The organism is Paenibacillus glucanolyticus, from assembly GCF_037333485.1.
Taxonomy (GTDB): Bacteria; Bacillota; Bacilli; order Paenibacillales; family Paenibacillaceae; genus Paenibacillus_AQ; species Paenibacillus_AQ glucanolyticus.
The window spans coordinates 2,659,044-2,684,619 of the sequence record NZ_CP147845.1 but is presented as its reverse complement, the minus strand read 5'-3'; the positions used below and the strand labels follow the sequence as shown (position 1 = coordinate 2,684,619).

Below are 25,576 nucleotides of genomic sequence, written 5' to 3'. Positions count from 1 at the left end.
AGACGAGCCTCATCAAACACCTCGAATCATTCACAATTTGATGTATAATAGGAAAATTGATATTAAACTTACAACGAAAGAAGAGACACATATGAGTATTTTCATCACGATGTTATTCCTGGGAGGTCTTCTCGGATTTGTAGGTGCTGGTGGATCCGGATTCATCATTGCACTTCTGGTCACTGTATTTCATATTCCTGTACATACGGCGCTGGGCACATCCATTGCCGCCATGGTATTCACCATGATATCGGGTTCTGTCAGCCATCTAAGAGAGAAAAATGCGATACTATCAACAGGACTTGCCGTCGGATTGTTCGGCGCCATGGGTGCTTATGCAGGCAGCTTTGCCGCTCGCCTGATTCCGGAGGACCGGCTTGTCTTATGTACAGCCATCATGCTGTTTCTATCCGGCCTGCTGATTATGCTGCGGACGCGCATGCAGTTTACGCCGAAGCCCATGCTGACCTCCATTCGCTCCTCGAGATTTTGGATGATGGCACTGATCTCCGGTTTGATAACTGGAGGCATGTCGGGTGTGTTCGGTATCGGTTCAACTCCGTTCATCCAGCTTGCGCTTATGGTTCTGTTCAATATGCCAATAACGCTGGCAGTAGGTACAACCATGATGGTTATTATGCCGATTGCGCTCTTCGGGGGCATCGGTTATTTTCAAGCAGGGTACATCGATTGGCAGCTGTTGCTGCAAGTGGTTGCAGGTACGATGATCGGATCGTACATCGGAGCAAAGTATACAAGCAAGGCACCCAGAACGCTGCTGCGATTCTCCATGATTCTCATGCCGATACTGGGAGGGATCATCATGCTGCTTCGCTAATCGTCCAGGCTCCCTGAATCGAGATTGTTCTTGCGCCCCTTTTACAGATATGCAATAATCTTCAGCAGAAATTTATTAAATCAGTTTAAAAAGTCAGGAGAGGCGTGATCATTACGCGAGAAAAAGCTTTGTCGACGCCGCAATCCATGAGACACACTGTTCGGCGCGCACTGCGCTCCTCGCTGCTGGAACTGGGCAGTGGAACCAAGACAGAGCTTAGCGACAAACTCGGCATCAGTTTCCCGACGGTTGGCAAAGTGCTGGAACAGATGAAGCAAGAAGGGGAAGTCACCCTGCTTGGACTGGATGAATCGAGTGGCGGCAGGCGTGCGAATCGTTATGCTTTTAATCCGGATTACATGCTGGGTCTCGCTGTTTATTACGAGAAGGAGCAGAGCGTATATACCCTTTTCAACTGGAACGGCGACCTTATCGAGCGGACAGTCGAAGACGCCGTACTCCATTGCGAACCGGAGGCTCTTGCATCCCAGCTGGGAAACTGGATCCGGAGCTACCCGAAAATCCGTTCGATTGCCGCTGGCTTGCCGGCCGCCGTTCGTGATGGCGTCATTTCTCATATCCCAACGTATGGAGCCTTTCAGGACTATGACCTCAAGTCCTATCTGGAGACCCTGTACTCCATTCCTGTCGTGGTAGGCCGCCTGAGCGCAACCTTTGCCGCGATAATCAATCCCGATGCCATCATGTGGTGTGAGCATGATCTCCTCCCCTCCACCCTGATCTCGATTAAAGAACGGGCTTCCACTTACGTACCGGAACCGCATTTGCCTGAGATGCAACTTCGCGACTGGGAACAAGACTATATAGCCGGCTTACAGCGGCTTGCTCTGGATATGATGATATCCGATACTCGTGCAGTGTAAAATTCAACGATGATGATTGGGGAATAACCGTGAATACTGACCTTCAAACGAAAGCAAAACCGAAATTCAGCAAGGATTACACCCTCCATTTGGCAACCATATTTCTCGGCTTTATCATTTTCGGGATATCGGAAAATATTAAAGGACCCGCCATACCCAGAATTCAATTCGATTTTCGTCTGGACGAAATGCAGATCGGCACATTGCTGTCGCTGAATGCACTCGGATATTTGATCGCTTGCTCCTTCACTGCCCTGTTAACCCGCAAGATCGGGATCAAATGGGTCAGCATGGCTGCCTTTGGATCAATGGCGATTTCCGGCGTGTTTATTTTTCTGTCACACAGCTACCCGATGTTTACTGCATCCTACTTCTTAATGTACATAGGAAACGGCATGCTCGAGATTGGACTTGCGATCTTGGCAGCCCGGATTTTTGTGCGAAATACCGGTACGATGATGAACCTGTCCCATTTCTTCTACGGGATTAGTTCAACGGTGGCACCGATGATTGCATCCGGCTTAATGACCATAACCGTATGGAATCACACGCTGGACTGGCGGGGAATGTACCTGGCTATGCTTATGTTATCCGTACTGCCGATGATCCCGGCATTGATGAGCAAATTTCCCGGGGATGACCTGTCCGAGACGGAACGCGTTCCACTGAAACAATTGGTCAGAGATCCTGCCCTGTGGCTTGTTGTCATGATCCTTTCCTTCGGTGTTGTCTCGGAGATGGCCGTCGGCGGGTGGCTCGTCAACTTTCTTGAAAAATCGTACAATTGGGAGCCAACCGCAGCGGCTGGAATGTTATCCGCGTTCTTTCTCTGTTTCTCGGCTGCGCGTCTGCTGCTGGGCCCGATCACGGACCGGATCGGTTTCACTCTATCGATTATCATTCTGTCTGCTCTGACCGGAGTATGTACCTTTATCGCGATCTTTGGCGGGGAATCCTACGCCTTCCTGTTCGCGGCAGCCGGTATCGGAATCGCTCCGATTTATCCGACAGTTATGGCTTTGATTGCCAAAAGATATCCAAGAGAAAGCGATACCGCCATCACGTTTATCGTCACCATGATGGGGATTGGCAGCGTCATTGGCAATTACGCAATCGGTGCCATTACGAACGGCTTCAAACAGATGTATGGCAGCGAAACGGAGCTGGGTCTGCTGAGAGGACTCCAAGCCGGCTATGGCTTCATCGGATTATGCGCGGTGCTGTGCTCGCTGTTCGGCATCGTCTTGTATCGCTATTTAAGGGTTCGCAAGCAATTGATCTAATTACGCAGCTTTAGAAGAAAAAAGGGAGCCAGCCCGAAAATCGATTCGGGCGGCTCCCTTTTCCTTTTCTCAGCCCAGATCGGGCTTATCAACAAGATGGACGCACGCATCGCCGGAATGATGCAGTTCAAATACCGTGATTGCATTGCGACCCTGCTTCAGCAGCGGTCCAGGCACATAAAGTGTTGCCTGCGGCCCTTCCTTCCAATAGCGTCCCAGATTGAAGCCATTGATCCATACTACGCCTTTTCCCCATCCATCCAGACGAATGAATGTATCACCGATTTCATCAACCGTGAATTCGCCGGTATAGAAGGTAGGCCGATCCTGCTGATCCAATGCACCTTCCAGCGCTTGGAACGATGCCGTATTCGGATTCTCTAACGGCAGCGGATAGATGCTCCAGTCGAACAGGAACTGGTTGTTCATCCGAGCTCCCTCCGTGATGCCCTTATAGTCCTTCAGTTTCGGACCATAGTTAACCCGCCCCATATTCTCGACAACAATCTCCAGCTTCGCCCCGGCTGCCGGAATATCGAGCTGCAAGGCTTGAGGATTCCAGCGCTCAACGGTACCCTGATAAATACCATTCAAGAATACCTGCGCCCGGTCATGCACCTCTTGCAGATGCAAGAATTCACCCTGACGTGGACCCGAAACCACCGTTGAATACACAATGAACCCATAACTTTGACCCAACAACTCCATAGGAACAGGCGTTGTGCGTTTCACCTGCTCCGACAGTACCGGCAACTGCTCCAGTAAGTCGGCATAATGCGTCATGCGAACAGAGCCATAACTTTTCTTCACCGAAGGCTGAGGCAGATTGGGCAGATCCGCAATCTCAAGCCCCTGATGCTTAACAATCGCACTGCGAACGGCCTCATATTTAGCGGTTGCATCCCCGCATTCCGAGAGAGGAGCATCATAATCATAGCTGGTGACTGTCGGTTCATACTTTTCTTGATCATTCGCTCCGTTGTAGAATCCGAAATTCGTTCCGCCATGAAACATGTAAAAATTCACGGATGCATTCAGGCGAAGCATCTCCTCAAATACCTGGGCAACCTCCTCGGAGCTCCGCGTATGATGCGGTTTCAACCAATGATCAAACCATCCGTTCCAGTATTCCATACACATAAGAGGATCTTCTGTCCGGTACTCTCGCAGTTTAGCGAAGGCTTCCCCGGGTCTGGATCCGAAATTGACGGTTGCAAGCACGTTCGGTACGGTTCCCCCCTGCAGCATGCCATCCGTAGGACCATCTGAAGTGAACAGCAATACATCCACGCCACGCGCGGACAAGCCGTCTTTTAAATATTCCAGATAGGCCGTATCATTTCCATAACTGCCGTACTCATTCTCAATCTGAATCGCAATTACCGGACCTCCCTTGGAGGTCAGCAGCGGAACTATTCGTGGAATCAGTTCATCGTAATAGTGGTCAACCTTCTCCAAATAGACGGGGTCCATACATCGCAGATGAATATCCGGATACTGCAGCAGCCAGGCAGGAAGCCCGCCGAATTCCCATTCTGCACATATATAAGGACTTGGCCGCAGGATCACGTGCAGCCCCAGATGACCGGCTTTTTGGACAAATCCTTCCAAGTCAGCTATGCCATCAAACGTAAATTGCCCTTCCTTGGGCTCATGCAAATTCCACGGAATATAGGTCTCCACGGTGTTGAACCCACACGCTTTAAGCTTCATCAACCGGTCTTCCCAATATTCCGGAACGATACGAAAATAGTGAACAGCACCTGACAGAATCTGAATCGGTTCATCCCCTAACACGAACTGTTGATTAATCGCTTTCAATTGAGGCTGCATCTTATATTCCCTCCATGATTCATATCATTTCAATTTCACCACACACTGCTATCATCTATCAAAAGCGCTTTCTGCTCAATCTCCAAATGGATCATTCTCTATACCTTTTGTGTCAAATTCTCACGATGTCATGAACTTAATATGATAAAATAGAGGGCATACATATTAGAGTGAAAGATGCTAAAAAAGGAGCCCGCTGCTATGGATATTACATTCCGCTTTCCCAATATCATTCACACGCTTCAGGTAACCGGATGCCATTTTGATATCCAGCCACCTGGCTGGAGTTATCCGAGGCATCATCATCACCTGTTCGAGCTGCTGTACTGTCTGGAAGGCGAGGTCTTGCAGGAAATTCACCGGGAATCCATTACGCTTCGGCAAGGGGAATGGCTTCTGATCAAATCCGGGGTACCCCATCAAACCTCTAATCTGTCCAATAAGCAGTACGGATACTTCAATGTTCATTTTGATCTCGATGATACGGAAATTCGGCGCTCACTAGCCGCTGCCCCTTACCGCCATATTCGCCAGCAAGAAAGCGAACACAGTAAACTGCGCGCTTATGTTCAAGAGCTTGAGGGAATCGTTCGGCGCAGTCAGCCGCCAGCTCATTCACTTCATCCGGAGAACCCGAGAGCCGAATACAATCTCACCTTTGAAGACAGGCTGCTGCTCCAATCCTATACCCTGCTTATCATTCATGATGTGCTCTCTCTCCTGAAGATGCAGGAAACACTCAAGCCACGACATTCCTTACCGGCGGCAGCGGGCACTCACAAACCGTCTTCCTTGCTTGCAGCCGATGCGGCTCATGCCATTGAAGAGAAACTATCCTCGGGGCTCACCGAGGATATATCTGTCGCGGCGGTGTCCAAAGAGCTTAATTTAAGCCGCAGCCAATGCAGCAAATTGTTTCGCCAAGTCTATGGAATATCGCCAAGACAATATATCAGCCGTCAAAAGCTCAGCTTGGCCAAGGAGCTGCTTATCACGACCCATCTGCCGATGACCGCGATCGCCGACAAACTCGGGTTTCGCTCCGCCAGCCACTTTTCAAGGCAATTCCGCCGCTGGACCGGACAGTCGCCGACTGAATACCGGCCCAGACACTAAATTGTAAAATCCGATTATTTTTAGTTAGTTACTTGACATTCAATAGCATTATTGAGTATGATACAACTTGAGTTTCTACTATATAAAAGTTAGTTGATAACATTTCAAAACAAAGATAAGGAGTTGTTACATTTCATGCGTAGTTATTCTTCTACGGGCACATTCATTATTCGGGTTATACTGGGGGTCATCTTTTTGGCTCACGGTTTGGATAAGTTCCAGAGCGGCATCGGAAATATCGAAGGATTCTTCGCAAGTTTGGGTATCCCTGCATTTATGGCTACCTTTGTCGCCATTATCGAAATTGTTGGTGGCATTGCGCTGATTATCGGTTTGGGAACGAGAATTGCTTCCCTAGTTCTGGGTGTCGTACTAATCGTCGCTATTTTTCAGGCCAAGCTGGGCATGGGCTTCCTAAATGGCTATGAACTGGATATAGCCCTGCTCGCAATGGCTGTCCATCTTGCCCTTAGCGGCAGCAGCCTGCTCTCAGTTGATTCATTGTTTAGCAAGAAGAACAGAGCCTAAAGTAAACGCAGAGGTTCGCTGGAAATATGAAGACATGACCTCATAAAAAAGAGCTGTACCTGCCAATCAGGATGAATGTTCCTGATTCAGGTACAGCTCTTTCTCTTTTAACGATTTCACGATACGGATCTGCCCGTTTCAACCGCTAAAGCCGAATTCCTCTGCAACCTCAGAAGCGTGAACGACAACCCTGCGGATATCGCAATACAGATCGAACCCACAATATACACCATACGAATGCCGAGTGTATCGGCTATTAGACCAATAACAGCAATTGATAAACTCGTGATCGTAGAGAGCAGGATATCACGTGAAGCGTATACTTTCGGCAGCATCTCATGATCTACACTGGATTGGAAAGCCGTTTGCTGCGCCACATCCCTCAGCTGATAGGCTGGTCCCATCGCAATGCACAGGATCAAAGCCACAATCGGGATACTGTTCAGACCATACCACAGGGTAAGCAAACTGAACACCGCTGAACCTACAGCCATGCATGGAATCAGATTTTTCTGGATAAAGGAAGACAGCAGCAGCAGCAGTAACCCACCCACAATGGCGCCCACATAATAACTGGCGTTAATAAATCCCCACCAAGCTTCGCCTTGATGCAGCACTTCCTTGACATATACCAGCGTGATCGCTCCCACCCATATGGTTCCGGCAATCCCTTCAATCATATCCATGATCGTGACGATTCTTAATGTAGGATTTCTCCACAGGTAGAACCAGCCTTCACGAATCACTTCCCAGCTTGGTTTTGCTCGTCCAGCCGCAGCCGTTTCCTTCGCCTTCATGGAGCGCGCTGCGATCCAAAGGGACAAGACGGATACCCAGATGAGTACGCAGCTCATGATTAAAGTCGGCATATGTCCAAACCGTACAACTAGAAAGCCCGTAAAGGTATATCCTGCAATCTGCAAGGATTGGCTGGTCACGGATAGTGAGCTGTTGGCCTTAACCAATCGGTCAGGTGCAACTAATCTCGGAACCATGGACTGGATGAGCGGGTTTCCCCATCCTTCGGTAAAAGCAATGAACAAGATAAACATACACAATATGGAAACCTGAGATGATATGTATGGGAATGCAATGACCAATCCAGTTAACAACAGAGCTTTCATGACTTGAAGCCTTACCAGAAGCTTGGAGAAGCCGAATTTCTCCATGACAAGCGGAGCCGTAAAGCCGGCGACAAACCGTGCCACTGCGTTAAACAGCGGGAACAACGCGGCAATAAATGCCGAGCCGGATTCCTGATACATAAAGGTGGTCAGTACCATGATATAGACAACGCCTGCCAGCGAAATGCTCGAATGCGCGGTCCAGTAGTATAGAAAGAAGCCCCCTCTTTTCATGTTCACACCCTATCCTGACGATCTTTTTTTCTAATAGTCATAACATAGGTTGTAAGTTCATGTAAAGATGATTGAAGTTGTCCCATACTAAAAAAGCCTGCCCCCATGACCCATACATGAGAGGCAGGCTTGACTATAATCTTCTATGAAGCGCTACTGGCAACCGACCAACGGTCTTGCCCCGGATATGGGCATCTCTTGTCTTTCAGCTTTGCTGCGATCTGTACGATGCAGCCGCACTGCGTGCACGTCGTGTCCCCTTGCAGCTTTGGACAAGAGAAGCACGCACGAAGACGGGTTTCATACTCCTCATCCGGCACGCACCGGTCCGATGCAAACATCGGGGAGGATAGAACGCGTGCGATTTGTTTATCGCTGATCCGGTAATCGTCATGACAACCTTTACACCGATGATCTGTCATAACTTCGCTTATTCCGCCGTAATCTCAAGAACGGTGACGGACATCGGCGGGAGCTTCGCATATAACACGTCCCCTTGCAGTTCAAATGTTTCGAATGGTGTCGGCTTGAGTACATCCGGTGATTCAAAGGTGTTATGAGCGTCCAGCGAATCGGAGGCAAGCTGCTGGCCTACGATCTTGGATACCAATCCGTTTAATCCCCGAAGCTGAATCGTCACGTCACTTTGCTCCGTGTGGCTCACATTACACAGGCTCACATGGATCTTGCCGGCTTGATCCTTCGAGGCCGTCACCGATACTTGCGGAATTTTCTCGCCGTCCATCTCATAATCGGTTCCGCTGTAGTGGGTGGCAAGGCGTTCGGCATCCTGATGCACTTTATACATATCAAACACATGATAGGTCGGAGTAAGGAGCATCTTCTCACCTTCCGTCAGGATGACGGACTGAAGCACATTAACGATCTGCGCAATGTTCGCCATCACGACCCGGTCATTATGCTCATGGAAGATATTCAGCGTTAGACCGGCCACCAAAGCATCGCGAATGGTATTCTGTTGATACAGAAACCCCGGATTGGTGCCCGGTTCAACATCAAACCAGGTCCCCCACTCATCCACGATCAGGCCAATGCGCTTGTTCGGATCATACTGGTCCATAATGGCGGAGTGTCTTGTGATCAGCTCATCCATGTGAAGCGCCTTCTTCATGGTAGTGAACCATTCCTGTTCGCTGAAGCCGGTAGCAGCGCCTTTACTTGTCCAGAATTCGCCAGGTACGGTGTAATAATGAAGGCTGATGGCATCCATGAAGGGATGTGCTTCCCTCATCACGGTTTCCATCCAGCGATAATCGTCTACATTCGGACCACAAGCAATCTTATAGATTTTGTTATCGCCATAGTTCCGTACATAGGTCTGATAGCGTCTATACAGATCCGCATAATATTCCGGCCGCATATTGCCGCCACAGCCCCAATTCTCGTTCCCCACGCCAAAATACTTCACGTTCCAAGGCTTCTCACGGCCATTCTCCTGACGCCATGCCGCCATGGGCGACACGCCGTCGAAAGTCATATATTCCACCCATTCCGACATCTCCTGTACCGTACCGCTTCCGACATTGCCCGATATGTATGGCTCGCAATCCAAAAGCTCGCAGAGACGCAGGAATTCGTGCGTGCCGAAGTGATTGTTCTCCACAACGCCGCCCCAGTGCGTGTTAACCATTTGCTTGCGGTTCTCGCTCGGACCAACGCCATCCTTCCAGTGATATTCGTCCGCAAAACAACCGCCCGGCCAGCGCAGCACCGGAATATTCAACTGTTTCAGCGCCTCCAGGACATCATTGCGGATCCCTTCCGTATTTGGAATCGGTGAATCTTCCCCAACCCATATCCCTTCATAGATGCAGCGACCCAAATGCTCGGAAAAATGACCATAAATATTGCGATTGATCTTACCTTTTGACAAATCTGAATGAATGGTAATGACATGACTCATGGATTAACCCGCTCCTCGCTGTTGTTTTATAGATATTTATATGAAACAATTTAACAATCTCTAAAACAATGATATCGATCAAATCCGATTCCGTCAACCAATAAATTAAACGCTTTCACTAAAAAATTTAACTTTTTCGCAGAAAAAAAAGACCGGCAGTAAGCCGATCTTCCGATTCAGCTTCAAGCCAGTCTATCATCAGCGCATCGCCCGGTTTAAGAATTCCCGGGTACGGTCCATCTTCGGTTGATGAAATAGTTGATCCGGGCTTCCGGACTCCATGACCTGTCCGTTGTCCATAAAGATGATTCGGTCGGCTACTTCCTTGGCGAAACTCATCTCATGGGTCACAATCACCATCGTCATATGTTCCTCGGCCAATTGCTTAATAACCGCAAGGACCTCACCCGTCAATTCCGGGTCCAGTGCTGACGTCGGTTCATCAAACAGCATAATGTCCGGATTCATCATCAGGGCTCTCGCAATCGCAACACGCTGCTTCTGTCCCCCCGACAGATTCCCGGGATATACCTCTGCTTTTTCGGATAAACCGACCTTTTGCAGAAGCACAGCGCTATTGGACCTGACTTCTTCCTTGGTTAACTTCTTGACATGCTTAGGTGCAAGTCCCAGGTTCTCCTGTACGGTAAGATGAGGAAACAGGTTGAAATGCTGGAATACCATCCCCATGCGGGAAGTGATGGCTTTGATCTGCGAGTGATTGGAATACACGCCATCCTTCACAAGGTATTGATCCTGTACCTTGATGGATCCCCCGTTGATCTCCTCCAGATGCACCAGGCTGCGGAGCATGGTGCTCTTTCCTGAACCGGACGGACCGATGACGGCAATCACTTCATTCTTTTGAATTTCAAAGCTGACGTCCTTCAGCACATCCAGATGGCCGAAGGATTTTTTCATATGGGATACTTCAATAATGGCCATAACACGACAGTCCTTCTATTCGTATTTAAATCGTCGTTCCAGAAATTTAAAGAACAACGTCAGCACCAGCGTCATCAGCAGATAAATGACACCCGCAATAAAAAACGGCATAATCGTAAAATCACGATTGACAGCAGTATAGGCAAAATGTAAAAGTTCCGGGACAGCGACCGCATACAGCAGCGCCGTATCCTTCACCAGCGTAATCGATTCGTTGGAGACTGCCGGAAGTGCCACGCGAAACATCTGGGGCAGAATGACCTTCGTGGTTGTCTGCCATTTGTTCAATCCCAGCACCTTGGACGCTTCATACTGTCCTTTGTCGATCGCCAGAAGGCCCCCTCTGAAGATTTCCGCAAAATACGCAGCATAGTTTAATACAAATGCCAGGCATGCCGCTACAAATCGGTCCAGCACGAGATATTCTCCAATGACCGGCAGCACCGGCAGACCAAAACAGAAAAACAGCATTTGTAGCAGCAGCGGCGTTCCCCGAAACACATAGATGTACGTATTGGCAAGCCAAGCCAGCGGCTTGATGGCACTTCTGACCATTAACGTGAATACAAACCCGAGCGGGATGGATGCAATGATTGCAATAAAGAACAATAATATCGTAGTCTGAGCACCCTCCAGCATCGGTTTGCTGATTTGAACGATGTAATCCATACTCATATATCCCTAACTCCTATTGGAAAAACTTCCTTCACCCTTGAAGTTCTTCAAAGATATCGTTAACTGATTGATTGGAACACAAAACCGGAGCCTTTGATCAAAGTCCGGTTTCATGGGATTCCTATGGAAGGATGGGTCGCATCCTCATGGGTTGACTTACTTCAGCACCTTGTCTTCGCCAAACCATTTCTCGGAAATCTTAGCTGCCGTGCCATCGGCGTTCATCTCATCCAATGCTTTCTGCAGGCTTTCCAGCAGCTCTTCGTTGCCTTTCTTAACCCCGATCCCATATTGTTCCGGGGCAAGGGACTCCTCCAGGATCTTGTATGTTCCCTCTTCCTTGGACATGTAGTATTTCATGACCACTTCGTCAATGACTACGGCATCTACGCGCCCATTCTTCAAGTCGCTCAGAGCCAGCACATTGTCCGGGAATTCAGAGATTTTCTCCACCTGAGCATGAATTTCATTGGCACTTAATGCATCCGCTGCCGAAGACAACGACTGCAAGCCAATCTGCTTGCCAGCCAAGTCTTGGATTGAGCTAATAGCGGAATCGGACAATACTGCTACAACCTGACTGTTCTCCAGATAAGGCTTCGTAAACAGCACTTTCTCCTTACGCTCATCGGTGATGGTGTAGCCATTCCATATCAAATCAATGCGGCCGCTGCTCAACTCGGATTCCTTGGCTTTCCAGTCAATGGGCTGGAATTTCACTTCCTTGCCCATTTTCTCGGCGGCAGCACGGGCATAATCAATATCAAAGCCGACAATTTCATTGCTCTCATCGCGGAATCCCATCGGCGCGAACTTGTCGTCAATCCCGACAACCAGCTCATTACCCCCGCCTGACGAGCTTGAGCAGCCAACCACGGTTAATAGAAGCATAAATCCTGCTAATACGGATGCTATCTTTTTCATCAAAAAAATCCTCCTCGTTGGCATGAAACGCAGTCATATTCAGGATGTATATAAATCCACATCATATGTAAACTGCTTTTTCACTTTAACACGTTATCAAGACTCCATGATAGCATATTAGCAGAGAAGAGTCGATAGTTTCATAGAATGGTCAATTTGATGCGTGAAAATTCAATTTATGTATTTTCATCCCATTTTAAGGTTATTTTAAGGATGATTTCAGTTTAGCGGGAAAGAATGATGGCTGTAAGACCCCACACCAAGAAAGGCGGTAAACAACAATGGCAACCCATTTGAAGTTTGTGAAGCGAATGGTGTTTCTCACCATCGCTGTAGTCATGGGCCTCGCTTATCTTCCTGTCTCCGTTTCTGCGGATGAACCGGCCGGACAGCAGACCGAATCACCAGCTGTTCCCTCTTCCAGGGACGAGAACGGGCAACATAAACCCGGTCATATGTTTAAGGCAATCTCGGAGTTTCTGAAGCTGGAGCCTCAGGTTCTCCGCGATAAACTCAAGACCTCCTCGCTCGCGGAAATAGCCAAGGATCAAGGTATTTCCCGGGAGGCGATCAAAGCCAAGGTAATCGAGCTGCTAAAAGAAAAAATCGCCTCCCATCCGAAACAGCTTGGCAAATCCGTCGATTACGCTGCGGCTGCAGATAAGCTGCTGGATGCCAAGGGCGGATGGCAGAAGCAGCGGATGCATCAACGTCATGGCAGACTGATCTCGGATAGCGAGGAGCTTGCCAAGCTTCTGAAGACAACACCGGAGGAACTCAAGCAGTCGCTCCAATCCGGAAAATCGCTGGCTCAGATTGCGAAGGAAAGGGACGTGCCTGTCCAGTCCGTCATTGATCAACAAGTCCAAGCCATCACAAAGCGCCTGGATCAGAAGCTGTCGGAAGGCAAAATGACAAAGGAAGAATATGAGGAGCGCAAATCCAAAATTGCTCCGTTTGTCAGTGATGTGGTGAACGGGAAACTCCAACCGATGAAACATACCCGCTAAGATTCACAAGCTCACGCCTGGCACCTATAAAATGGGCAACGCAAAAGCCGCTCCATCGGTTATCCCTAACCAGTGGAGCGGCTTTTATTCGTTAGCTTCTATCATTGTTTCTTAATATGTTCCATATGTTTTAAGGCACGTATTGTTGTATGATCTTCACAACGACACCATCTTCAACGGTAATATGAAACGGGAACCATTTCATGTCAACGATGTCGTCCTTGTGGTAGATGTCCGTGAACTTGTTCAAACTCACCATCTGATTCCAGGAAATCTGCGCATCCTCATATCGCCCGGTATGATCGTACAGCTGAAGCAGCACTTCTGCATCATCGGCTACCGCAAGCTCAATCTGCTCTTCCGTATCGTTTACGATATAGTATCCATCCGGAGCTTCTGTCATCTCGGGATCCTGCTCACGCTCGCGGAATATCTGATTCGCTTCCTCGCCCTCGTACCATTTGATCGGATCGACCGTCAGGTAAACCTTGCCGTCTCTAAGCTCAAGCCCGTTTATATAGGCAGTTTCCTGATTCGAAGCTTTCGGAACCGGCTCATAATTGTTGCTCGAGGCTACGCCAACGGTTGTCATCATGATGAGTACAAGCAGCATCATCGCTCCCAAACTCCAAGCCGACTTCTTCATCTTCTCATCGCTCCCTCTCGTGCTTCTATCGAATAGGACTGAATCCATCGGGTCTATCCCGGCATATTCACAACGTTCACAGCATTCTAATTTATTTTTAAACCAAATGCTGGGACTTGAAACTCTTTACTATGTACTTCTCGGTTGTATCTTCATTATACGAATCCGACCTCTAAAAAGGATGTCAATTCGATGTAATTTCATTACAATATTTCAATCTTCGTAAGCGCTTATCACAACAACAGCGATTAAATCTACAATGCCCTGAACGGTAAACACTAAAAAATGACAAAACAAGCCTGACCCGCTGAATGAATCAGCGATGGTCAGGCTTGTGCTTACATCATCTGAATTATTGATTAAACGCCTCAGTCAGAACAGGAACGATCTGCGATTTGCGTGACACCACGCCTTTAAGAAGCGCCTTGTTCTCCGACAGAGACACATTGTACGCTTTCTCAACAGCTTTGGACTCTTTGCCAAGGGCAAGAGCGATCGAATCGTTGTTCAAAATATCCGTCACTACGAACACAAACAGATCCAGATTTTTATCTGCGATAATGCCCTGAATGGCATCTTCGAGCTCGGCTTGACGGGACAATACATCATTGGTGTCAACCGCATTAACCTGTGCGATTTCAACTTTAGCTCCGCCCATTTGGAATTCCTTGGCGTCGAGTGAAATCAATTGAGCGATCGTTTTGTCGCTCAGATCTGCGCCTGCCTTCAGCATGTCCAGACCGTAGCTGTCTGCATCCACGCCAGCGATCTCAGCAAGCTCGCGGGCAGCAGCGATATCTTCATCCGTGCAAGTAGGGGATTTGAACAATAAGGAGTCCGAGATGATGGCAGAGAGCATCAGGCCAGCAATCTCCTTACGAACCGTTACACCCTTTTCCTTGTAAATCTTGTTCAGGATGGTAGCTGTGCAGCCTACAGGCTCGGCACGATAGTACAGCGGATGGCTTGTCTCAAAATTCGCGATACGGTGGTGGTCAATGACCTCAACAACGCGAACCTGATCTATATCGCTGGCGCTTTGCTGACGCTCATTATGGTCAACAAGAATAACCTCGTCTGCTTCATTCGCGACAGTCTCAACGAAACGAGGTGCTTCAACCTTGAAGTAATCGAGCGCGTATTGCGTTTCCCCATTTACGTCTCCAAGCCGTACAGGCTCAGCGGAAAGACCCAGCTGGTTTTTCAAATCAGCATAAGCAATAGCAGAGCAGATGGTGTCCGTATCCGGATTTTTGTGTCCAAAAATTAATGTTTTAGCCATATAGAATGCCCCTCTCGCAACATGAAATTTCATCGTTTATACCAATAAACAGATGATCACCTATCTGATTATAGCGTTAAATTCTACTTATTCCAATTCCTTTACAGAGATTATTTTTGCGCCGGGTTTATACCAGCACAATCTCCGGTTCCGGAACGAATCCAAATTGATTGTTGATAGACTCTGATATCAGATTCATCAAATACAGAATGTCCGTAGCTTTGGCATGCTTCTGGTTCAGAATCATGTTTCCGTGGTGCGGAGAGATGATGGCACCGCCATACTCCGTCCCCTTCAAGTTCAGCTGGTCTACGAGCGAGCCTACCGCAACCCCGTAATCATAATTATTCTTAAACACAGAACCGCAGGATGGGTAGTCGAAATGGCGTTTACTCGTCCGGTACTTGATGATGTCGAGCATCGACTGCGGCGTCTGAATCCCCTTGCCTGCCAGCGCATGAACCTCGCCCAGGAAGAACGAGAAGAAAGATGGCAATGAGGATGGGTGACTCCCGCGAGTCTTCCAATCCGTGAGCAGCACGGAAGTCGTGTTGATCTGCTCTTCCGAGCTGACCGGAATGTTAAGATCGGCCCCTACAACAATCCAGGGACGCTGCTGGAATATGGATTGTTTGTAGGCAAACAAACATTCCGATACGGGAATGGACTGTACGCTCAAGCTTGGATCCGTTGTATCGATATAATAAACGGTATCCAGAATATCACAGATTTGGCGTGCGTTATATTTGGCATTCATATAGATGCCGGCCCCGACGCAGCCTGGCAGCAAAAAGGTAAAGTCAAGAAGGTCCGTCCCGCCCAACAATCCCATCAGAGAGAGCAAAGACATCGGCGTTCCGGATGAAACGTGCCATTTTCCTTCGGATACCCTCAGATCCACCAGGTTTTTAAGCGATATAAACACCAGGTCGTGCTTCGGTTCATCTGGAAACAGAATATTCGAGCCCATCCCGAAAATGTACCATGGCATCCCGCGTTTGTTGCATTCCTGCAGCAGTTCCGCCAGGTCATTGGCGGTTTCAGGCATAGCTAAATAATGGGCTGAGCCGCCGATCCCGTACGTTGAAAAAGCAGACAGCTCCACATTGCGTTTGCACAATCGGTCAATTGCAGATGTATGTAAAGTCATCGTAGACATGTCACTCCCTATTCGTTCACATTCAACACCATAATCCTTACTAAATGTGGGGATGTTACATCATTATGATGCAACTGCTCGGGTGGTGTCAATCTGAAGGGACACATGGAATAAATAGCAAAAAATCCCTTGATTACAGCCTATAGACCATAACCAAGGGATTCATTATAAGCTTTTACAATTCCTAGGATTTATTCAAGGAAATCCTTAAGCCGTTTGCTGCGGCTTGGATGACGAAGCTTGCGCAGCGCCTTCGCTTCGATCTGCCGAATGCGTTCACGCGTAACACCGAAGACCTGACCGACTTCCTCCAGCGTGCGAGTCCGTCCATCCTCAAGTCCAAAGCGCAGCCGAAGCACATTCTCTTCACGTTCTGTGAGGGTATCCAGCACTTCCTCCAGCTGCTCCTTCAGCAGTTCAAACGCTGCGGCATCTGCCGGTGCCAAGGCATCCTGATCTTCAATGAAATCACCCAGGTTGGAGTCGCTTTCCTCGCCGACCGGCGTTTCCAGCGATACAGGTTCTTGTGATACCTTCTGGATCTCGCGTACCTTTTCCGGTGTGATATCCATCTCTTTCCCGATTTCTTCCGGTGTTGGCTCACGGCCAAGCTCCTGAAGGAGCTGCCTGGACACACGAACAAGCTTATTGATGGTCTCAACCATGTGAACAGGGATCCGGATGGTTCTCGCTTGGTCAGCGATGGAGCGGGTAATCGCCTGACGTATCCACCAAGTGGCATACGTGCTGAACTTAAAGCCCTTCGAATAGTCAAACTTCTCCACGGCTTTGATCAGGCCCATATTACCTTCTTGAATCAGATCAAGGAACTGCATTCCCCGACCAGCATAGCGTCTTGCTATACTTACAACGAGACGAAGATTCGCTTCGGCCAGACGGCGCTTTGCTTCTTCATCTCCCTCCTCTATTCGTTTGGACAGCTCCACTTCTTCATCGGCTGAGAGGAGGGGAACACGACCGATTTCTTTCAGGTACATGCGAACCGGATCACTAATCTTGATGCCTGGCGGAAGTGAGAGATCGTCGTGAACCGAAAAATCCTCTGCCGGAGAATTTGCCGTTTTCTCTGTATCCGTAACCTCACGTTCCAATGCAAAATCCGCATTCTGACGGTTCTCCATTTTATGCCCCCCTGTTGACAATCCCATATTTTCATGCTAATCTAGCATTAGATCATTATGACATTAAGCCAATAGTTATTTATCCTTCATTCTAGCATATTTCTTACACTATATCAACTTCTAATATATTCTAGTCCAGATCACCCGATCTCATTATGAGATCGGGTTTGTTTATTTCCTGCAGCAGATGATGGCTGCCAAGGGTGTTCCGTCCCTTAAGAAGGGTAACTCCTTATTCTTTACATATGCTACGTTTACTTCATCTGATCTATTACTGCTTTCGTATCTGCATTCAGCTGTTTTACATCCGGAACCTTGACCGGCTCGTCACTTAACCGATACTTATCCTTCAATTCGAGCGTTGTCCTTACCCGGTCGTTCAGCAGTTCCTTAGATATCACACCGCTGTCAACCGCTTCGGTCAGTGCTTGGATGACGGCTTCCTCCTGCGCATACTCATGACCGATCAGAACGATGTTGCTTCCCGCAAGAATGGACTGTACGGAAGCCTCTCCTACGTCCGTATTACCGGAAACGGCCCCCATCGTCATATCGTCCGTTATGACCACGCCATCAAACCCCATCTCTTCTCTCAGCAAATCGGTTATGACCGGCTTGGAGTAAGAGGACGGCGTATCAGGATCAATGCTCTTCATCAGCAGATGGGCAACCATCACAACATCAGCTCCATCATCAATCGCTTGTTGAAACGGAACCAGCTCCAGCTCATGCAGACGTTTCAGATTATGCTCAACGACAGGCAAACCGAGATGAGAATCAACCGATGTATCACCGTGTCCAGGGAAATGCTTCACAACGGGCACAACTTCCTTCTCCTGAATACCCTTCATGGAAGCTATCCCTTGCGAGCTAACTTCCTCAGCTGTTGTTCCAAAAGAGCGATCGCCGATCACCGGATTGTTCGGATTGCTGTCAATATCCAGTACCGGAGCAAATACCATATTAAGTCCAAGTCCCGATACCTTCCGCGCGATAAGACCGCCCACATTCTTGGTTAATTCCAGATCTTGACGGCTTCCCACTTCGCCGCTCGACGGCAGCTTCACGTATTCATCCGGGAAACGGGTAACCCGTCCGCCCTCTTCATCTATGCTGAGCCATAATGGCACTGGATTGGCTGCATTCGCTTTTTTCAAATCATTCAACAGCTGTACCGACTGCTCGGTGCTCTCGATATTATCCTTGAAAAAAATAAACCCGCCCACATGATATTCCTTCAGCAATTTACGTGAAGTATCGTCCGGGGTGGTCCCCTCGATCCCGACAAGAACCAGCTGGCCTATCTTCTCCTTCACTGTCATCGTAGACATCAGCTTGTCTACCTCATTCTGAGGAGCGTTCGCGGGGGGCTTCCCTCCCTCGTCTTCTTCTGGAGAAGATGACGGATCCCCTTCATCCGGTGGCAGGTTCTGAGTTTCCTGTCCCTGCTCCGATGGTGAAGCTCCTTGCCCGTTGTTCGCAGGGCCTCCCGTCTCTGATCCGCCTTGACAACCTGCCAGAGCTACCATCAAGATGACCATCAGCATCCCGAAATACATCCATTTTGTGATACGCTTCAACATCTTCACCTTCCTTATGCTCACTAACTATATTCGTGCTCCGATAAGCAGAGTCCTTCCATCTTAACATGATTTCCTCTTAGCCTGAATCACAGACAGGCGTTTAGCCTCATGAAGAAGAAAAGAGCCGCATCGGCTGCGGCCCGTCGACTGCCTATCGGAGCAGTCCCAGCTTGCGGGCTTGCTCTTCCGTTAATATAAATTGCTCCGACTCCCACACTTCATCCTCATCCGTTCGCCCGAACATCAGCATAATTTCATCCCATATATTCTTTTGCATGGCCTCAGCTTGCGTGATGATCACCTTCATTGCTCCTCATTCCTTTCCGGTGTTATGATTCCCTAATACATATACAACCATCAACCATCGATTCGAATCGGATACAAAAGCCTGCAGACCGAAATCTGCAGGCAGGATCTTTAGCGTAACTATGAATAGGCGGGGTGATGTTTAATCCACGCCATCGCAATCGTGCCTTCACCTGCGTGGATACCCGCAACAGGAATAAAGGTCATGATTTCGGTCTTCAGGGCAGGATGCGCCCCGCTGATTTCATTTTGGATCTCTTCAGCCTCCGTAACGTTGTTTGCGTGCATGATACACACCTTCTTAATTTTCTCGATATCCAATTTCATGAGGTCCAGCATTCTCTGCTTGGCTTTCTTGAAGGTCCGAATCTTCTCTTCCACAATGACTTTGCCCTCATCAAAACGCAGCAGCAGATGAATGCGGAGCAGATTGCTCAGAAGCAGCTGTGTCCCGGACACCCGACCACTGCTATGAAGCCGATGCAGGCTTGCGGGAATGAGGTAGAAGGACATGTTCTGCACCATGGACTGGATTTTCTCTTTTATGACTTGCACGGTATCACCCTGACGATGCCAGTGAATCCCGGATATAATCATTTCACGTACCGGATACGCTCCCGCTTGAGAATCAATGCCAATCACGGGGACCTCAGCAATCTCTGCCGCCTGCATCGATGAATTCAACGTTCCGCTGAGCTCGGATGAACAGTGAATTGCAATAATATCATCGTACTTTACTTTCAGAGCTTCATATAATTCTATGAATTCTCCGATAGGAGGTTGCGAGCTGCTGACTTTCGGTTCATCCTTCATCTTCTCATAAAAGGCTTCAGCCGAAATGTCTATACCTTCACGGTATGCATCCTGTCCAAGAATCAACCTCAAAGGCACAATATAAATATGATTGTCTTTGGCGAATGCAGGATCGATTGTGCTCGTGCTGTCGGTCACCCATGCTATGGATCTCATTATAGTGTTCACGTCTCGCTTTCATGTAGTAAAAAGTAGGAAAGGAAGCGATTTAAGCCGCTGAATTAATCATATCCCACCCTTGCTACGATATGCAAATGGAAGGCAAATGATATCTTTCCCACTCAGAAAACTGCCACAGAAAAGCCTTATTTTTTTACCACGTTATATCCCTTTTCGCCAAAAGGTTCCAGTCTTTCGATCCAATAGGCCTCCCGTTTGCTGACCGCATCCTTCAGATCATAGAACGGGTCCTGCTTCGGTTCAATCGTCTCCAGAATCTCAAAGACAAAAGCGTCATCCCCATACTCTTTCCATTCCTGCTGAAGCTGCTTGTTGTAACTCGTCCCCATCTGCAGCTCAAAACGCTTGCCGTTGATGGTCTTCAGATTATTCGTTCCGGCAACCCATATTTTGCCGTTCTTTGTATTTCGAATCTGATACACACCTGCTTCAATCTTGATTTCCTTGTAGATTTGATTTAATTCCTGTCTGCGGCTCATTGTCGTTACATCCTCCTTCTATACTGCCGTCTAGGTCGTTAACCAATACTGGCTTCCATCATCCCTGCGATCCAAAAAACCGTATTCAATCAGATATCGGCGGATCGTCACGTAATCCGGATTGTCCCGTCCGATCATATCGTTGATTTCATTTTCGGAGTACATGACCCCGGGTTTGAAACGGGCAGCTATTTCCCGCAATACAACGTACTTCTGCTTCTCTTTGAGCTTAAACGTCTTCAGCGGAGCCTCGGTCCCTTCGGGAAACACCTTGGCCAGAATGGATTGACGCTCCTCTTCCGTAACGTTGTAACGCTCATCCACCATCTTGGCTTGCTTGGGTATTTCCACCATGGAAGGCGCATGACGATCCTTCTCCTTCAGCAGTTCCATTAATGTCAGCAGAACCTTGGACTGCCGTTCCTTCTCCTTCAAGGCAAACCGATGATTTCGTATGGTCGATGCACTGCCTATGCCCAGCGCCTGCTGAACTTCTTTATCATTCATTCCTTCATAGAACAGCTGCAGCAGTCGGTTCTGATGCTCCGTCAGTCCTGTCAGTTTCTTATCGAGGCCCGACAGATATTGAAACACCGACCCATGCTCGCGCTGAATATGAACAGTCATGTAACGCCTGGCTTCGTACAACACGTCATGATCCGGGTAGATGATCCCTTTTTCCAACGTCTTGCCGCACAAGAGACATACCCATACCGGTCCTTCCTCCACATAGCCTTCCTTGAGTTCATCTATGGAAGCATTCCAGAAACGTTCACTGAGATCCAATAGGGACACCACTTTCCCAAAATTATTTATATAGACATATTATTGTTTTGTCTATTATTTGTCAATGCCAACCTAATTAACCATTCATCCAATCAGCATAAACAAACAGGTCACATCCTGGTATAGGAATACCAGAATGTGACCTGTCTTTTATAATAGGATAAACTGCACAAAATACGATAGATGATAGCTGGATCATACTAAAACCAGGCTGACCATGCTTTTATCAAAATCAATCCCAGAAATCAATCCTTGCCGATCCACCGGCACCTATCTTCTTCACGTAAAATTCTGCTCTTTTGTTATCCCCGTCTACAAAGCTGCCGATTCCTCGAACAATTCCGCATTGATTTTTAGATAATTCAGCTTTTCCTACATAATCATTATTATTGTTCCCCGGATCATCCTCCCATAATTCGTACACTGCCGTTGGACCGGAGTATAGGCAAAACGCAAAATCTCCACCCGTGGAGTAAGCAATGGCGCTCGAGGAAGTGAACGTAGAGGAACCAATATAATCCCATTGCCCAGGTACTGACGCCAATTCGGAAACCGAAACCAAAGAAATCGAAGCCGGAGATGACGTCGGGGAATCTGTTTCTTCACTCGCAAAAACGGTGGAAAAAGAGCTAACCAGAAACACGAGCAGGATACTGCATGCGATTTTTTTAAATTTCATCTGTAACACAACACCTCTTCCCTTTTTTTATAACAATCATATATATAATATCTTAGTTGTAATTTTATGTAAATAGATAAACGATAAATAATTCATCCATTTCCTAAATCCGATCCCAAACGGGGGGATGAACAGCAGGGATCCTCCCTTCATAAGAAAGGGAATCCCTCTATAATAAATCTTCCTCCCATGATTCGAACCTGCTAGAATAGAGAGGTTGCTGCTGTAAAATTTAGGGGGTATCATCATGGGGTTAATACACCAGTCGGCAAAAGAAATGCGATCTTGGCCGCGCAATATTAAGCTGTTTTTTCTAGCTAACGTGCTGTATCAGATCGGTACCGGCATGTTCAGTGTGCTCTACAATTTATACATACAAAGCCTTGGGTATAATGATTCCATGAATGGAACAGTGGTCAGTATTCAGTCCCTTGCCACAGCATTAATGTTCATCCCGATCGGTCTGATCGGAGACCGCGGCAGCCGGAAACGCATTCTTGTCCTTGGTGCACTGTTAAGCGGGGCAGGGCTTATCGCCCGCTCGTTTCTGGAGAGCGAGTTCAGCTTGCTTGGGCTCGCGATATATACAGGCCTGTTTGCATCCTTCTTTCAGGTGCTGGCCATCCCCTTTTTGGCGGAAAATACAGCGAAATCCGCTCGCATGCGCATCTTCAGCATCCACGCCTCGCTGGTTCTGGCTTCTCAAGTGCTCGGGAGTATGGGCGGCGGATTCCTGGCGGATGCCTTGCAGGCATTTGGGATAAACAAGGTCGGCAGTTTGAAAACAGCGCTGTTCATAGGCGGTCTGGCAACCTTTGCCGCGTTTATCCCGCTCTTGTTTACAACAGATAAGAATGCCGAGGATGCACAATCAACGGATACACCCCTCCCTGATCATCAACCCGCTCAGTCCGGAGTTGCCGTTAACACCTCCCGTTTGGGGGATTTCAAGATCATCGGACAATTCGCGCTTGCCCAGCTGTTAATTGGACTGGGCTCCGGACTCGTTGTGCCTTACTTGAATCTGTATTTTACCAATCGCTTCTCGGTGTCGTTATCGGCTGTCGGGATCCTGATTTCGCTTGGGCAAGTCATGACTATCGTTTCCATGCTGATCGGTCCGACACTCGTGAATCGCGTGGGTGCGGTGAGAGCCGTGGTGCTGTTTCAAGTTCTGTCCTTGCCGTTCCTGTTGTTAACCGGCTTTACCAACGTATTGATCATTGCATCCGTTGGATTCCTGTTCCGGCAAGCGCTCATGAATGCGGCTAATCCGATCCAGTCCTCTATTCTGATTGACCGTGTGCCGGATCATCGAAGAGGAATCGCCAATTCCGTCACGCAAACCGCCTTTATGCTCGGGTGGGCAACCATGGGACCGGTACAGTCCACACTAGTCACCACATACGGTAACTACTGGGGATATGCAATCACATTCTGCATCACCGGAACCTTATATGTTGTATCTTCCTTTTTGTACTACCGCATGTTCCGCGAACAAAAAGATAACAATCTACCTTCCGGCACGCCCACTACTCTCTAACCTCCGTGCGGAGGGGTTTAACATGAGACGGAACAGGCTGCCCGTTCAGCGAAATCGTCCGGGCCTGAAAACTTCCCTTATACCGGAAGACAGGCCCCAATATCGGATTGTTTACCTGAACGGATATCCGGTAACACTCGTCCCGTTCTTCATACCATTCGCATACGTCGGCCGTTCCGGTCAAGCACCGGGGGAATCGAAACCGCAGGATCCCTTCATAAAACCTCTGCTCACTCGATTGAATGCGGATTCCGCCGTTAGCGCTTGCGCTAATCGCCAGATCCACTGCCAGATGCTGCTGATTGCCCAGATAATCCACCACGCGGCTGCGCTGTGAACTGTAAATCATCGTAGCATCAAACCGTCTGCGGATACCTGAAAAATCGAAGCTTCGGCACCACGTCACCGTTTCTCTCCCCCATTCATCCTGATAAGCATAGTTCTCAATTCGAAACGGAATCCCCATCCCTCGATTCGGGAACATGATATGCCGCATCGTTCCGATATATAGTGGCAGCACTGCCCAAGGAGCATGCCAGATCTCTTCCATGATGCCTTCTCCAATCGAAGCGATGTTATCCTTGCTGTTAAACCCGAAACGTTCCCGGATTTTGGGATGAAGCTTCTGAAATTGTGCTCCGAGGGCTTGCTCATAGATCGAGGTCATATGCGTTCACTCCTTAGGCCGGGTCCATCTGTGGAGGCCGGTCTTCTCACACAGCGATATGCGCTTGGCAAATCGACAGCCGACAGGGAAGCCGTGAAGCATAAAGCTATCATTGAACCACTAAGAGTCAACGGATTAAAGGGAGCTTTCATCAACTGTGGCTCCGTGATTAATGCTCCCAGCATTAAAATAACGAGCAATAACATGACCAGCCTGTACCACCACCGACTCTTGTGAAAGAGCAAGGTTAATAATCCAACGCCGATCTCCGCGATGCCAAGCAAGACCAGAACCATGCCCTCCACCCCCTCGGCCCAGCCGGACTGTCTCAACAAATCAAGCTCTCCGGCTTCCGGAAACAGCAGCTTCGGCACCACCCCCTCGTAGCACCATAGAATGACCAGCATGAACACGCTTAAGGCGTGGATCAAGGCATTCCGGATCGAAACCAACGGCGGAATGTCCTTCTCTGCCCATAACCGCAGAACATCAAAGCTCCAAGCCGTTGCAACGCCGAACAATGGCCGAAACAACAAGCGATCAAACCAGGCTCCCAGCATGCCGAACCGTGTCTTGTAATCATACCGGGTCGAGAACTTCAAGATGCCCTGTCCACCGTCCGCATACTTCCAATAGCCGCTCCCCTCCCGTATCAGGGAATTACGCTGATCGGAACCGAATCGCAGCACCGAGATTCGATGCCCCGACTTCGGATGCACCACCGTTTTCGTGGCACCTGCCCCCGTGACCTCCAGACCAAATCCAATTCGGGTCTTATATAGAAAACGCTGAGTCTCTGCATCAACTTTAGGCAAATAATGAATCTCCGAAAATCGCAAGTCCCACTGCTGGTGAAGCTCTGGTGTCTGTGTGAGCGACCACAGTTTATCCATATCCGTCTTCATATCGATTTCCACATAAATCGGTTTTCTCTTCATGCACTTTCATCTCCTGGTTCGTGGATTCAACCGCCTTTATCGAATCCATCCTGTT

At 48.5% G+C, this 25,576-nt stretch carries 25 protein-coding genes and 1 pseudogene; 7 read left to right on the top strand and 19 right to left on the bottom strand.

Annotated features, from left to right (window positions below; genetic code table 11):
* The first annotated feature begins 91 nt into the window (after positions 1-91).
* The 3 genes from WDY75_RS12970 (at position 92) to WDY75_RS12960 (ending at position 3,005) form a co-directional block, all read left to right on the top strand.
* Positions 92-838 carry a sulfite exporter TauE/SafE family protein gene (locus WDY75_RS12970; RefSeq protein WP_006211070.1) on the top strand — a complete coding sequence of 249 codons (747 nt, stop codon included), beginning with the start codon at positions 92-94 and terminating at the stop codon, positions 836-838.
* Between the two features lie 104 nt (positions 839-942).
* Positions 943-1,722 carry an ROK family protein gene (locus WDY75_RS12965; protein ID WP_063479940.1) on the top strand — a complete coding sequence of 260 codons (780 nt, stop codon included), beginning with the start codon at positions 943-945 and terminating at the stop codon, positions 1,720-1,722.
* Between the two features lie 29 nt (positions 1,723-1,751).
* Positions 1,752-3,005 carry an MFS transporter gene (locus tag WDY75_RS12960; RefSeq protein ID WP_006211071.1) on the top strand — a complete coding sequence of 418 codons (1,254 nt, stop codon included), beginning with the start codon at positions 1,752-1,754 and terminating at the stop codon, positions 3,003-3,005.
* 69 nt (positions 3,006-3,074) lie between these two features.
* Here WDY75_RS12960 and WDY75_RS12955 read toward each other — a convergent pair whose 3' ends face one another.
* On the bottom strand, positions 3,075-4,838 hold the full coding sequence (locus WDY75_RS12955) for a glycoside hydrolase family 35 protein (protein ID WP_006211072.1): 1,764 nt from the start codon (positions 4,836-4,838) through the stop codon (positions 3,075-3,077).
* 201 nt (positions 4,839-5,039) lie between these two features.
* Here WDY75_RS12955 and WDY75_RS12950 point away from each other — a divergent pair, with 201 nt between their 5' ends.
* The gene (locus WDY75_RS12950) at positions 5,040-5,954 is read left to right on the top strand and encodes an AraC family transcriptional regulator (RefSeq protein WP_063479941.1); all 915 of its coding nucleotides are present in this window, start codon (positions 5,040-5,042) and stop codon (positions 5,952-5,954) included.
* Between the two features lie 135 nt (positions 5,955-6,089).
* Positions 6,090-6,482 (top strand): DoxX family protein, encoded by a 393-nt coding sequence (locus tag WDY75_RS12945; RefSeq protein WP_063479942.1) that lies wholly within the window; start codon positions 6,090-6,092, stop codon positions 6,480-6,482.
* Positions 6,483-6,598: 116 nt separating this feature from the next.
* Here the strand turns inward: WDY75_RS12945 and WDY75_RS12940 are convergent, their stop codons facing one another.
* From WDY75_RS12940 to WDY75_RS12915, 6 genes are all read right to left on the bottom strand, one after another.
* On the bottom strand, positions 6,599-7,840 hold the full coding sequence (locus WDY75_RS12940) for an MFS transporter (protein WP_063479943.1): 1,242 nt from the start codon (positions 7,838-7,840) through the stop codon (positions 6,599-6,601).
* A 143-nt stretch (positions 7,841-7,983) separates the two neighbouring features.
* Positions 7,984-8,181, bottom strand: coding sequence for a DUF6171 family protein (locus tag WDY75_RS12935; RefSeq protein WP_338842211.1), 198 nt, complete (start codon positions 8,179-8,181; stop codon positions 7,984-7,986).
* Positions 8,182-8,270: 89 nt separating this feature from the next.
* Entirely contained in the window at positions 8,271-9,764 is a 1,494-nt protein-coding gene (locus WDY75_RS12930; RefSeq protein ID WP_063479944.1) for an alpha-N-arabinofuranosidase, read from the bottom strand.
* A 198-nt stretch (positions 9,765-9,962) separates the two neighbouring features.
* Positions 9,963-10,709 carry an amino acid ABC transporter ATP-binding protein gene (locus WDY75_RS12925; protein WP_006211100.1) on the bottom strand — a complete coding sequence of 249 codons (747 nt, stop codon included), beginning with the start codon at positions 10,707-10,709 and terminating at the stop codon, positions 9,963-9,965.
* A gap of 15 nt (positions 10,710-10,724) precedes the next feature.
* Entirely contained in the window at positions 10,725-11,384 is a 660-nt protein-coding gene (locus WDY75_RS12920) for an amino acid ABC transporter permease (RefSeq protein WP_036642308.1), read from the bottom strand.
* A gap of 156 nt (positions 11,385-11,540) precedes the next feature.
* Entirely contained in the window at positions 11,541-12,308 is a 768-nt protein-coding gene (locus WDY75_RS12915) for an amino acid ABC transporter substrate-binding protein (RefSeq protein WP_006211102.1), read from the bottom strand.
* 281 nt (positions 12,309-12,589) lie between these two features.
* Between WDY75_RS12915 and WDY75_RS12910 the strand changes: the two genes are divergently transcribed.
* Positions 12,590-13,318 (top strand): hypothetical protein, encoded by a 729-nt coding sequence (locus tag WDY75_RS12910; protein ID WP_006211103.1) that lies wholly within the window; start codon positions 12,590-12,592, stop codon positions 13,316-13,318.
* Positions 13,319-13,448: 130 nt separating this feature from the next.
* Here WDY75_RS12910 and WDY75_RS12905 read toward each other — a convergent pair whose 3' ends face one another.
* The 10 genes and pseudogenes from WDY75_RS12905 to WDY75_RS12860 form a co-directional block, all read right to left on the bottom strand.
* Positions 13,449-13,964, bottom strand: coding sequence for a hypothetical protein (locus WDY75_RS12905; RefSeq protein WP_006211104.1), 516 nt, complete (start codon positions 13,962-13,964; stop codon positions 13,449-13,451).
* 352 nt (positions 13,965-14,316) lie between these two features.
* Positions 14,317-15,246: a manganese-dependent inorganic pyrophosphatase gene (locus tag WDY75_RS12900; RefSeq protein WP_036642302.1), complete on the bottom strand. Its 930-nt coding sequence runs from the start codon at positions 15,244-15,246 to the stop codon at positions 14,317-14,319.
* A 127-nt stretch (positions 15,247-15,373) separates the two neighbouring features.
* Positions 15,374-16,396: a UDP-N-acetylmuramate dehydrogenase gene (locus WDY75_RS12895; protein WP_006211106.1), complete on the bottom strand. Its 1,023-nt coding sequence runs from the start codon at positions 16,394-16,396 to the stop codon at positions 15,374-15,376.
* A 200-nt stretch (positions 16,397-16,596) separates the two neighbouring features.
* Positions 16,597-17,466: pseudogene (rpoD, locus tag WDY75_RS12890) on the bottom strand (RNA polymerase sigma factor RpoD); the annotation flags it as partial.
* 335 nt (positions 17,467-17,801) lie between these two features.
* On the bottom strand, positions 17,802-19,130 hold the full coding sequence (gene nagZ, locus WDY75_RS12885; protein WP_063479945.1) for a beta-N-acetylhexosaminidase: 1,329 nt from the start codon (positions 19,128-19,130) through the stop codon (positions 17,802-17,804).
* 151 nt (positions 19,131-19,281) lie between these two features.
* Positions 19,282-19,431, bottom strand: a complete 150-nt coding sequence (locus tag WDY75_RS12880) for a hypothetical protein (RefSeq protein WP_162158346.1) — start codon at positions 19,429-19,431, stop codon at positions 19,282-19,284.
* 125 nt (positions 19,432-19,556) lie between these two features.
* Positions 19,557-20,405, bottom strand: coding sequence for a DegV family protein (locus WDY75_RS12875; protein ID WP_036642300.1), 849 nt, complete (start codon positions 20,403-20,405; stop codon positions 19,557-19,559).
* Between the two features lie 149 nt (positions 20,406-20,554).
* On the bottom strand, positions 20,555-20,908 hold the full coding sequence (locus WDY75_RS12870; protein WP_036642299.1) for a GIY-YIG nuclease family protein: 354 nt from the start codon (positions 20,906-20,908) through the stop codon (positions 20,555-20,557).
* A gap of 30 nt (positions 20,909-20,938) precedes the next feature.
* Positions 20,939-21,694 carry a DUF2087 domain-containing protein gene (locus WDY75_RS12865; protein WP_006211112.1) on the bottom strand — a complete coding sequence of 252 codons (756 nt, stop codon included), beginning with the start codon at positions 21,692-21,694 and terminating at the stop codon, positions 20,939-20,941.
* 232 nt (positions 21,695-21,926) lie between these two features.
* Positions 21,927-22,373, bottom strand: coding sequence for a hypothetical protein (locus WDY75_RS12860; protein WP_006211113.1), 447 nt, complete (start codon positions 22,371-22,373; stop codon positions 21,927-21,929).
* Between the two features lie 247 nt (positions 22,374-22,620).
* Here WDY75_RS12860 and WDY75_RS12855 point away from each other — a divergent pair, with 247 nt between their 5' ends.
* Positions 22,621-23,916 (top strand): MFS transporter, encoded by a 1,296-nt coding sequence (locus WDY75_RS12855; RefSeq protein ID WP_063479946.1) that lies wholly within the window; start codon positions 22,621-22,623, stop codon positions 23,914-23,916.
* Here WDY75_RS12855 and WDY75_RS12850 read toward each other — a convergent pair.
* Entirely contained in the window at positions 23,906-24,583 is a 678-nt protein-coding gene (locus WDY75_RS12850) for a DUF4166 domain-containing protein (RefSeq protein WP_063479947.1), read from the bottom strand. The two genes, WDY75_RS12855 and WDY75_RS12850, sit on opposite strands and share 11 nt — an antisense overlap.
* Positions 24,580-25,521: a DoxX-like family protein gene (locus WDY75_RS12845; protein ID WP_063479948.1), complete on the bottom strand. Its 942-nt coding sequence runs from the start codon at positions 25,519-25,521 to the stop codon at positions 24,580-24,582. The genes WDY75_RS12850 and WDY75_RS12845 overlap by 4 nt, the downstream gene beginning before the upstream one ends.
* Positions 25,522-25,576: the final 55 nt, after the last annotated feature.

What these genes read in the sequence shown, in the direction of transcription:
- WDY75_RS12970 (WP_006211070.1), top strand. Translation starts at nt 92, where the DNA reads ATGAGTATTTTCATCACGATGTTATTCCTGGGAGGTCTTCTCGGATTT.
- WDY75_RS12955 (WP_006211072.1), bottom strand. Translation starts at nt 4,838, where the DNA reads ATGCAGCCTCAATTGAAAGCGATTAATCAACAGTTCGTGTTAGGGGAT.
- WDY75_RS12950 (WP_063479941.1), top strand. Translation starts at nt 5,040, where the DNA reads ATGGATATTACATTCCGCTTTCCCAATATCATTCACACGCTTCAGGTA.
- WDY75_RS12945 (WP_063479942.1), top strand. Translation starts at nt 6,090, where the DNA reads ATGCGTAGTTATTCTTCTACGGGCACATTCATTATTCGGGTTATACTG.
- WDY75_RS12940 (WP_063479943.1), bottom strand. Translation starts at nt 7,840, where the DNA reads ATGAAAAGAGGGGGCTTCTTTCTATACTACTGGACCGCGCATTCGAGC.
- WDY75_RS12935 (WP_338842211.1), bottom strand. Translation starts at nt 8,181, where the DNA reads ATGTTTGCATCGGACCGGTGCGTGCCGGATGAGGAGTATGAAACCCGT.
- WDY75_RS12930 (WP_063479944.1), bottom strand. Translation starts at nt 9,764, where the DNA reads ATGAGTCATGTCATTACCATTCATTCAGATTTGTCAAAAGGTAAGATC.
- WDY75_RS12925 (WP_006211100.1), bottom strand. Translation starts at nt 10,709, where the DNA reads ATGGCCATTATTGAAGTATCCCATATGAAAAAATCCTTCGGCCATCTG.
- WDY75_RS12920 (WP_036642308.1), bottom strand. Translation starts at nt 11,384, where the DNA reads ATGAGTATGGATTACATCGTTCAAATCAGCAAACCGATGCTGGAGGGT.
- WDY75_RS12915 (WP_006211102.1), bottom strand. Translation starts at nt 12,308, where the DNA reads ATGAAAAAGATAGCATCCGTATTAGCAGGATTTATGCTTCTATTAACC.
- WDY75_RS12910 (WP_006211103.1), top strand. Translation starts at nt 12,590, where the DNA reads ATGGCAACCCATTTGAAGTTTGTGAAGCGAATGGTGTTTCTCACCATC.
- WDY75_RS12905 (WP_006211104.1), bottom strand. Translation starts at nt 13,964, where the DNA reads ATGAAGAAGTCGGCTTGGAGTTTGGGAGCGATGATGCTGCTTGTACTC.
- WDY75_RS12900 (WP_036642302.1), bottom strand. Translation starts at nt 15,246, where the DNA reads ATGGCTAAAACATTAATTTTTGGACACAAAAATCCGGATACGGACACC.
- WDY75_RS12895 (WP_006211106.1), bottom strand. Translation starts at nt 16,396, where the DNA reads ATGACTTTACATACATCTGCAATTGACCGATTGTGCAAACGCAATGTG.
- nagZ (WP_063479945.1), bottom strand. Translation starts at nt 19,130, where the DNA reads ATGTTGAAGCGTATCACAAAATGGATGTATTTCGGGATGCTGATGGTC.
- WDY75_RS12875 (WP_036642300.1), bottom strand. Translation starts at nt 20,405, where the DNA reads ATGAGATCCATAGCATGGGTGACCGACAGCACGAGCACAATCGATCCT.
- WDY75_RS12870 (WP_036642299.1), bottom strand. Translation starts at nt 20,908, where the DNA reads ATGAGCCGCAGACAGGAATTAAATCAAATCTACAAGGAAATCAAGATT.
- WDY75_RS12860 (WP_006211113.1), bottom strand. Translation starts at nt 22,373, where the DNA reads ATGAAATTTAAAAAAATCGCATGCAGTATCCTGCTCGTGTTTCTGGTT.
- WDY75_RS12855 (WP_063479946.1), top strand. Translation starts at nt 22,621, where the DNA reads ATGGGGTTAATACACCAGTCGGCAAAAGAAATGCGATCTTGGCCGCGC.
- WDY75_RS12850 (WP_063479947.1), bottom strand. Translation starts at nt 24,583, where the DNA reads ATGACCTCGATCTATGAGCAAGCCCTCGGAGCACAATTTCAGAAGCTT.
- WDY75_RS12845 (WP_063479948.1), bottom strand. Translation starts at nt 25,521, where the DNA reads ATGAAGAGAAAACCGATTTATGTGGAAATCGATATGAAGACGGATATG.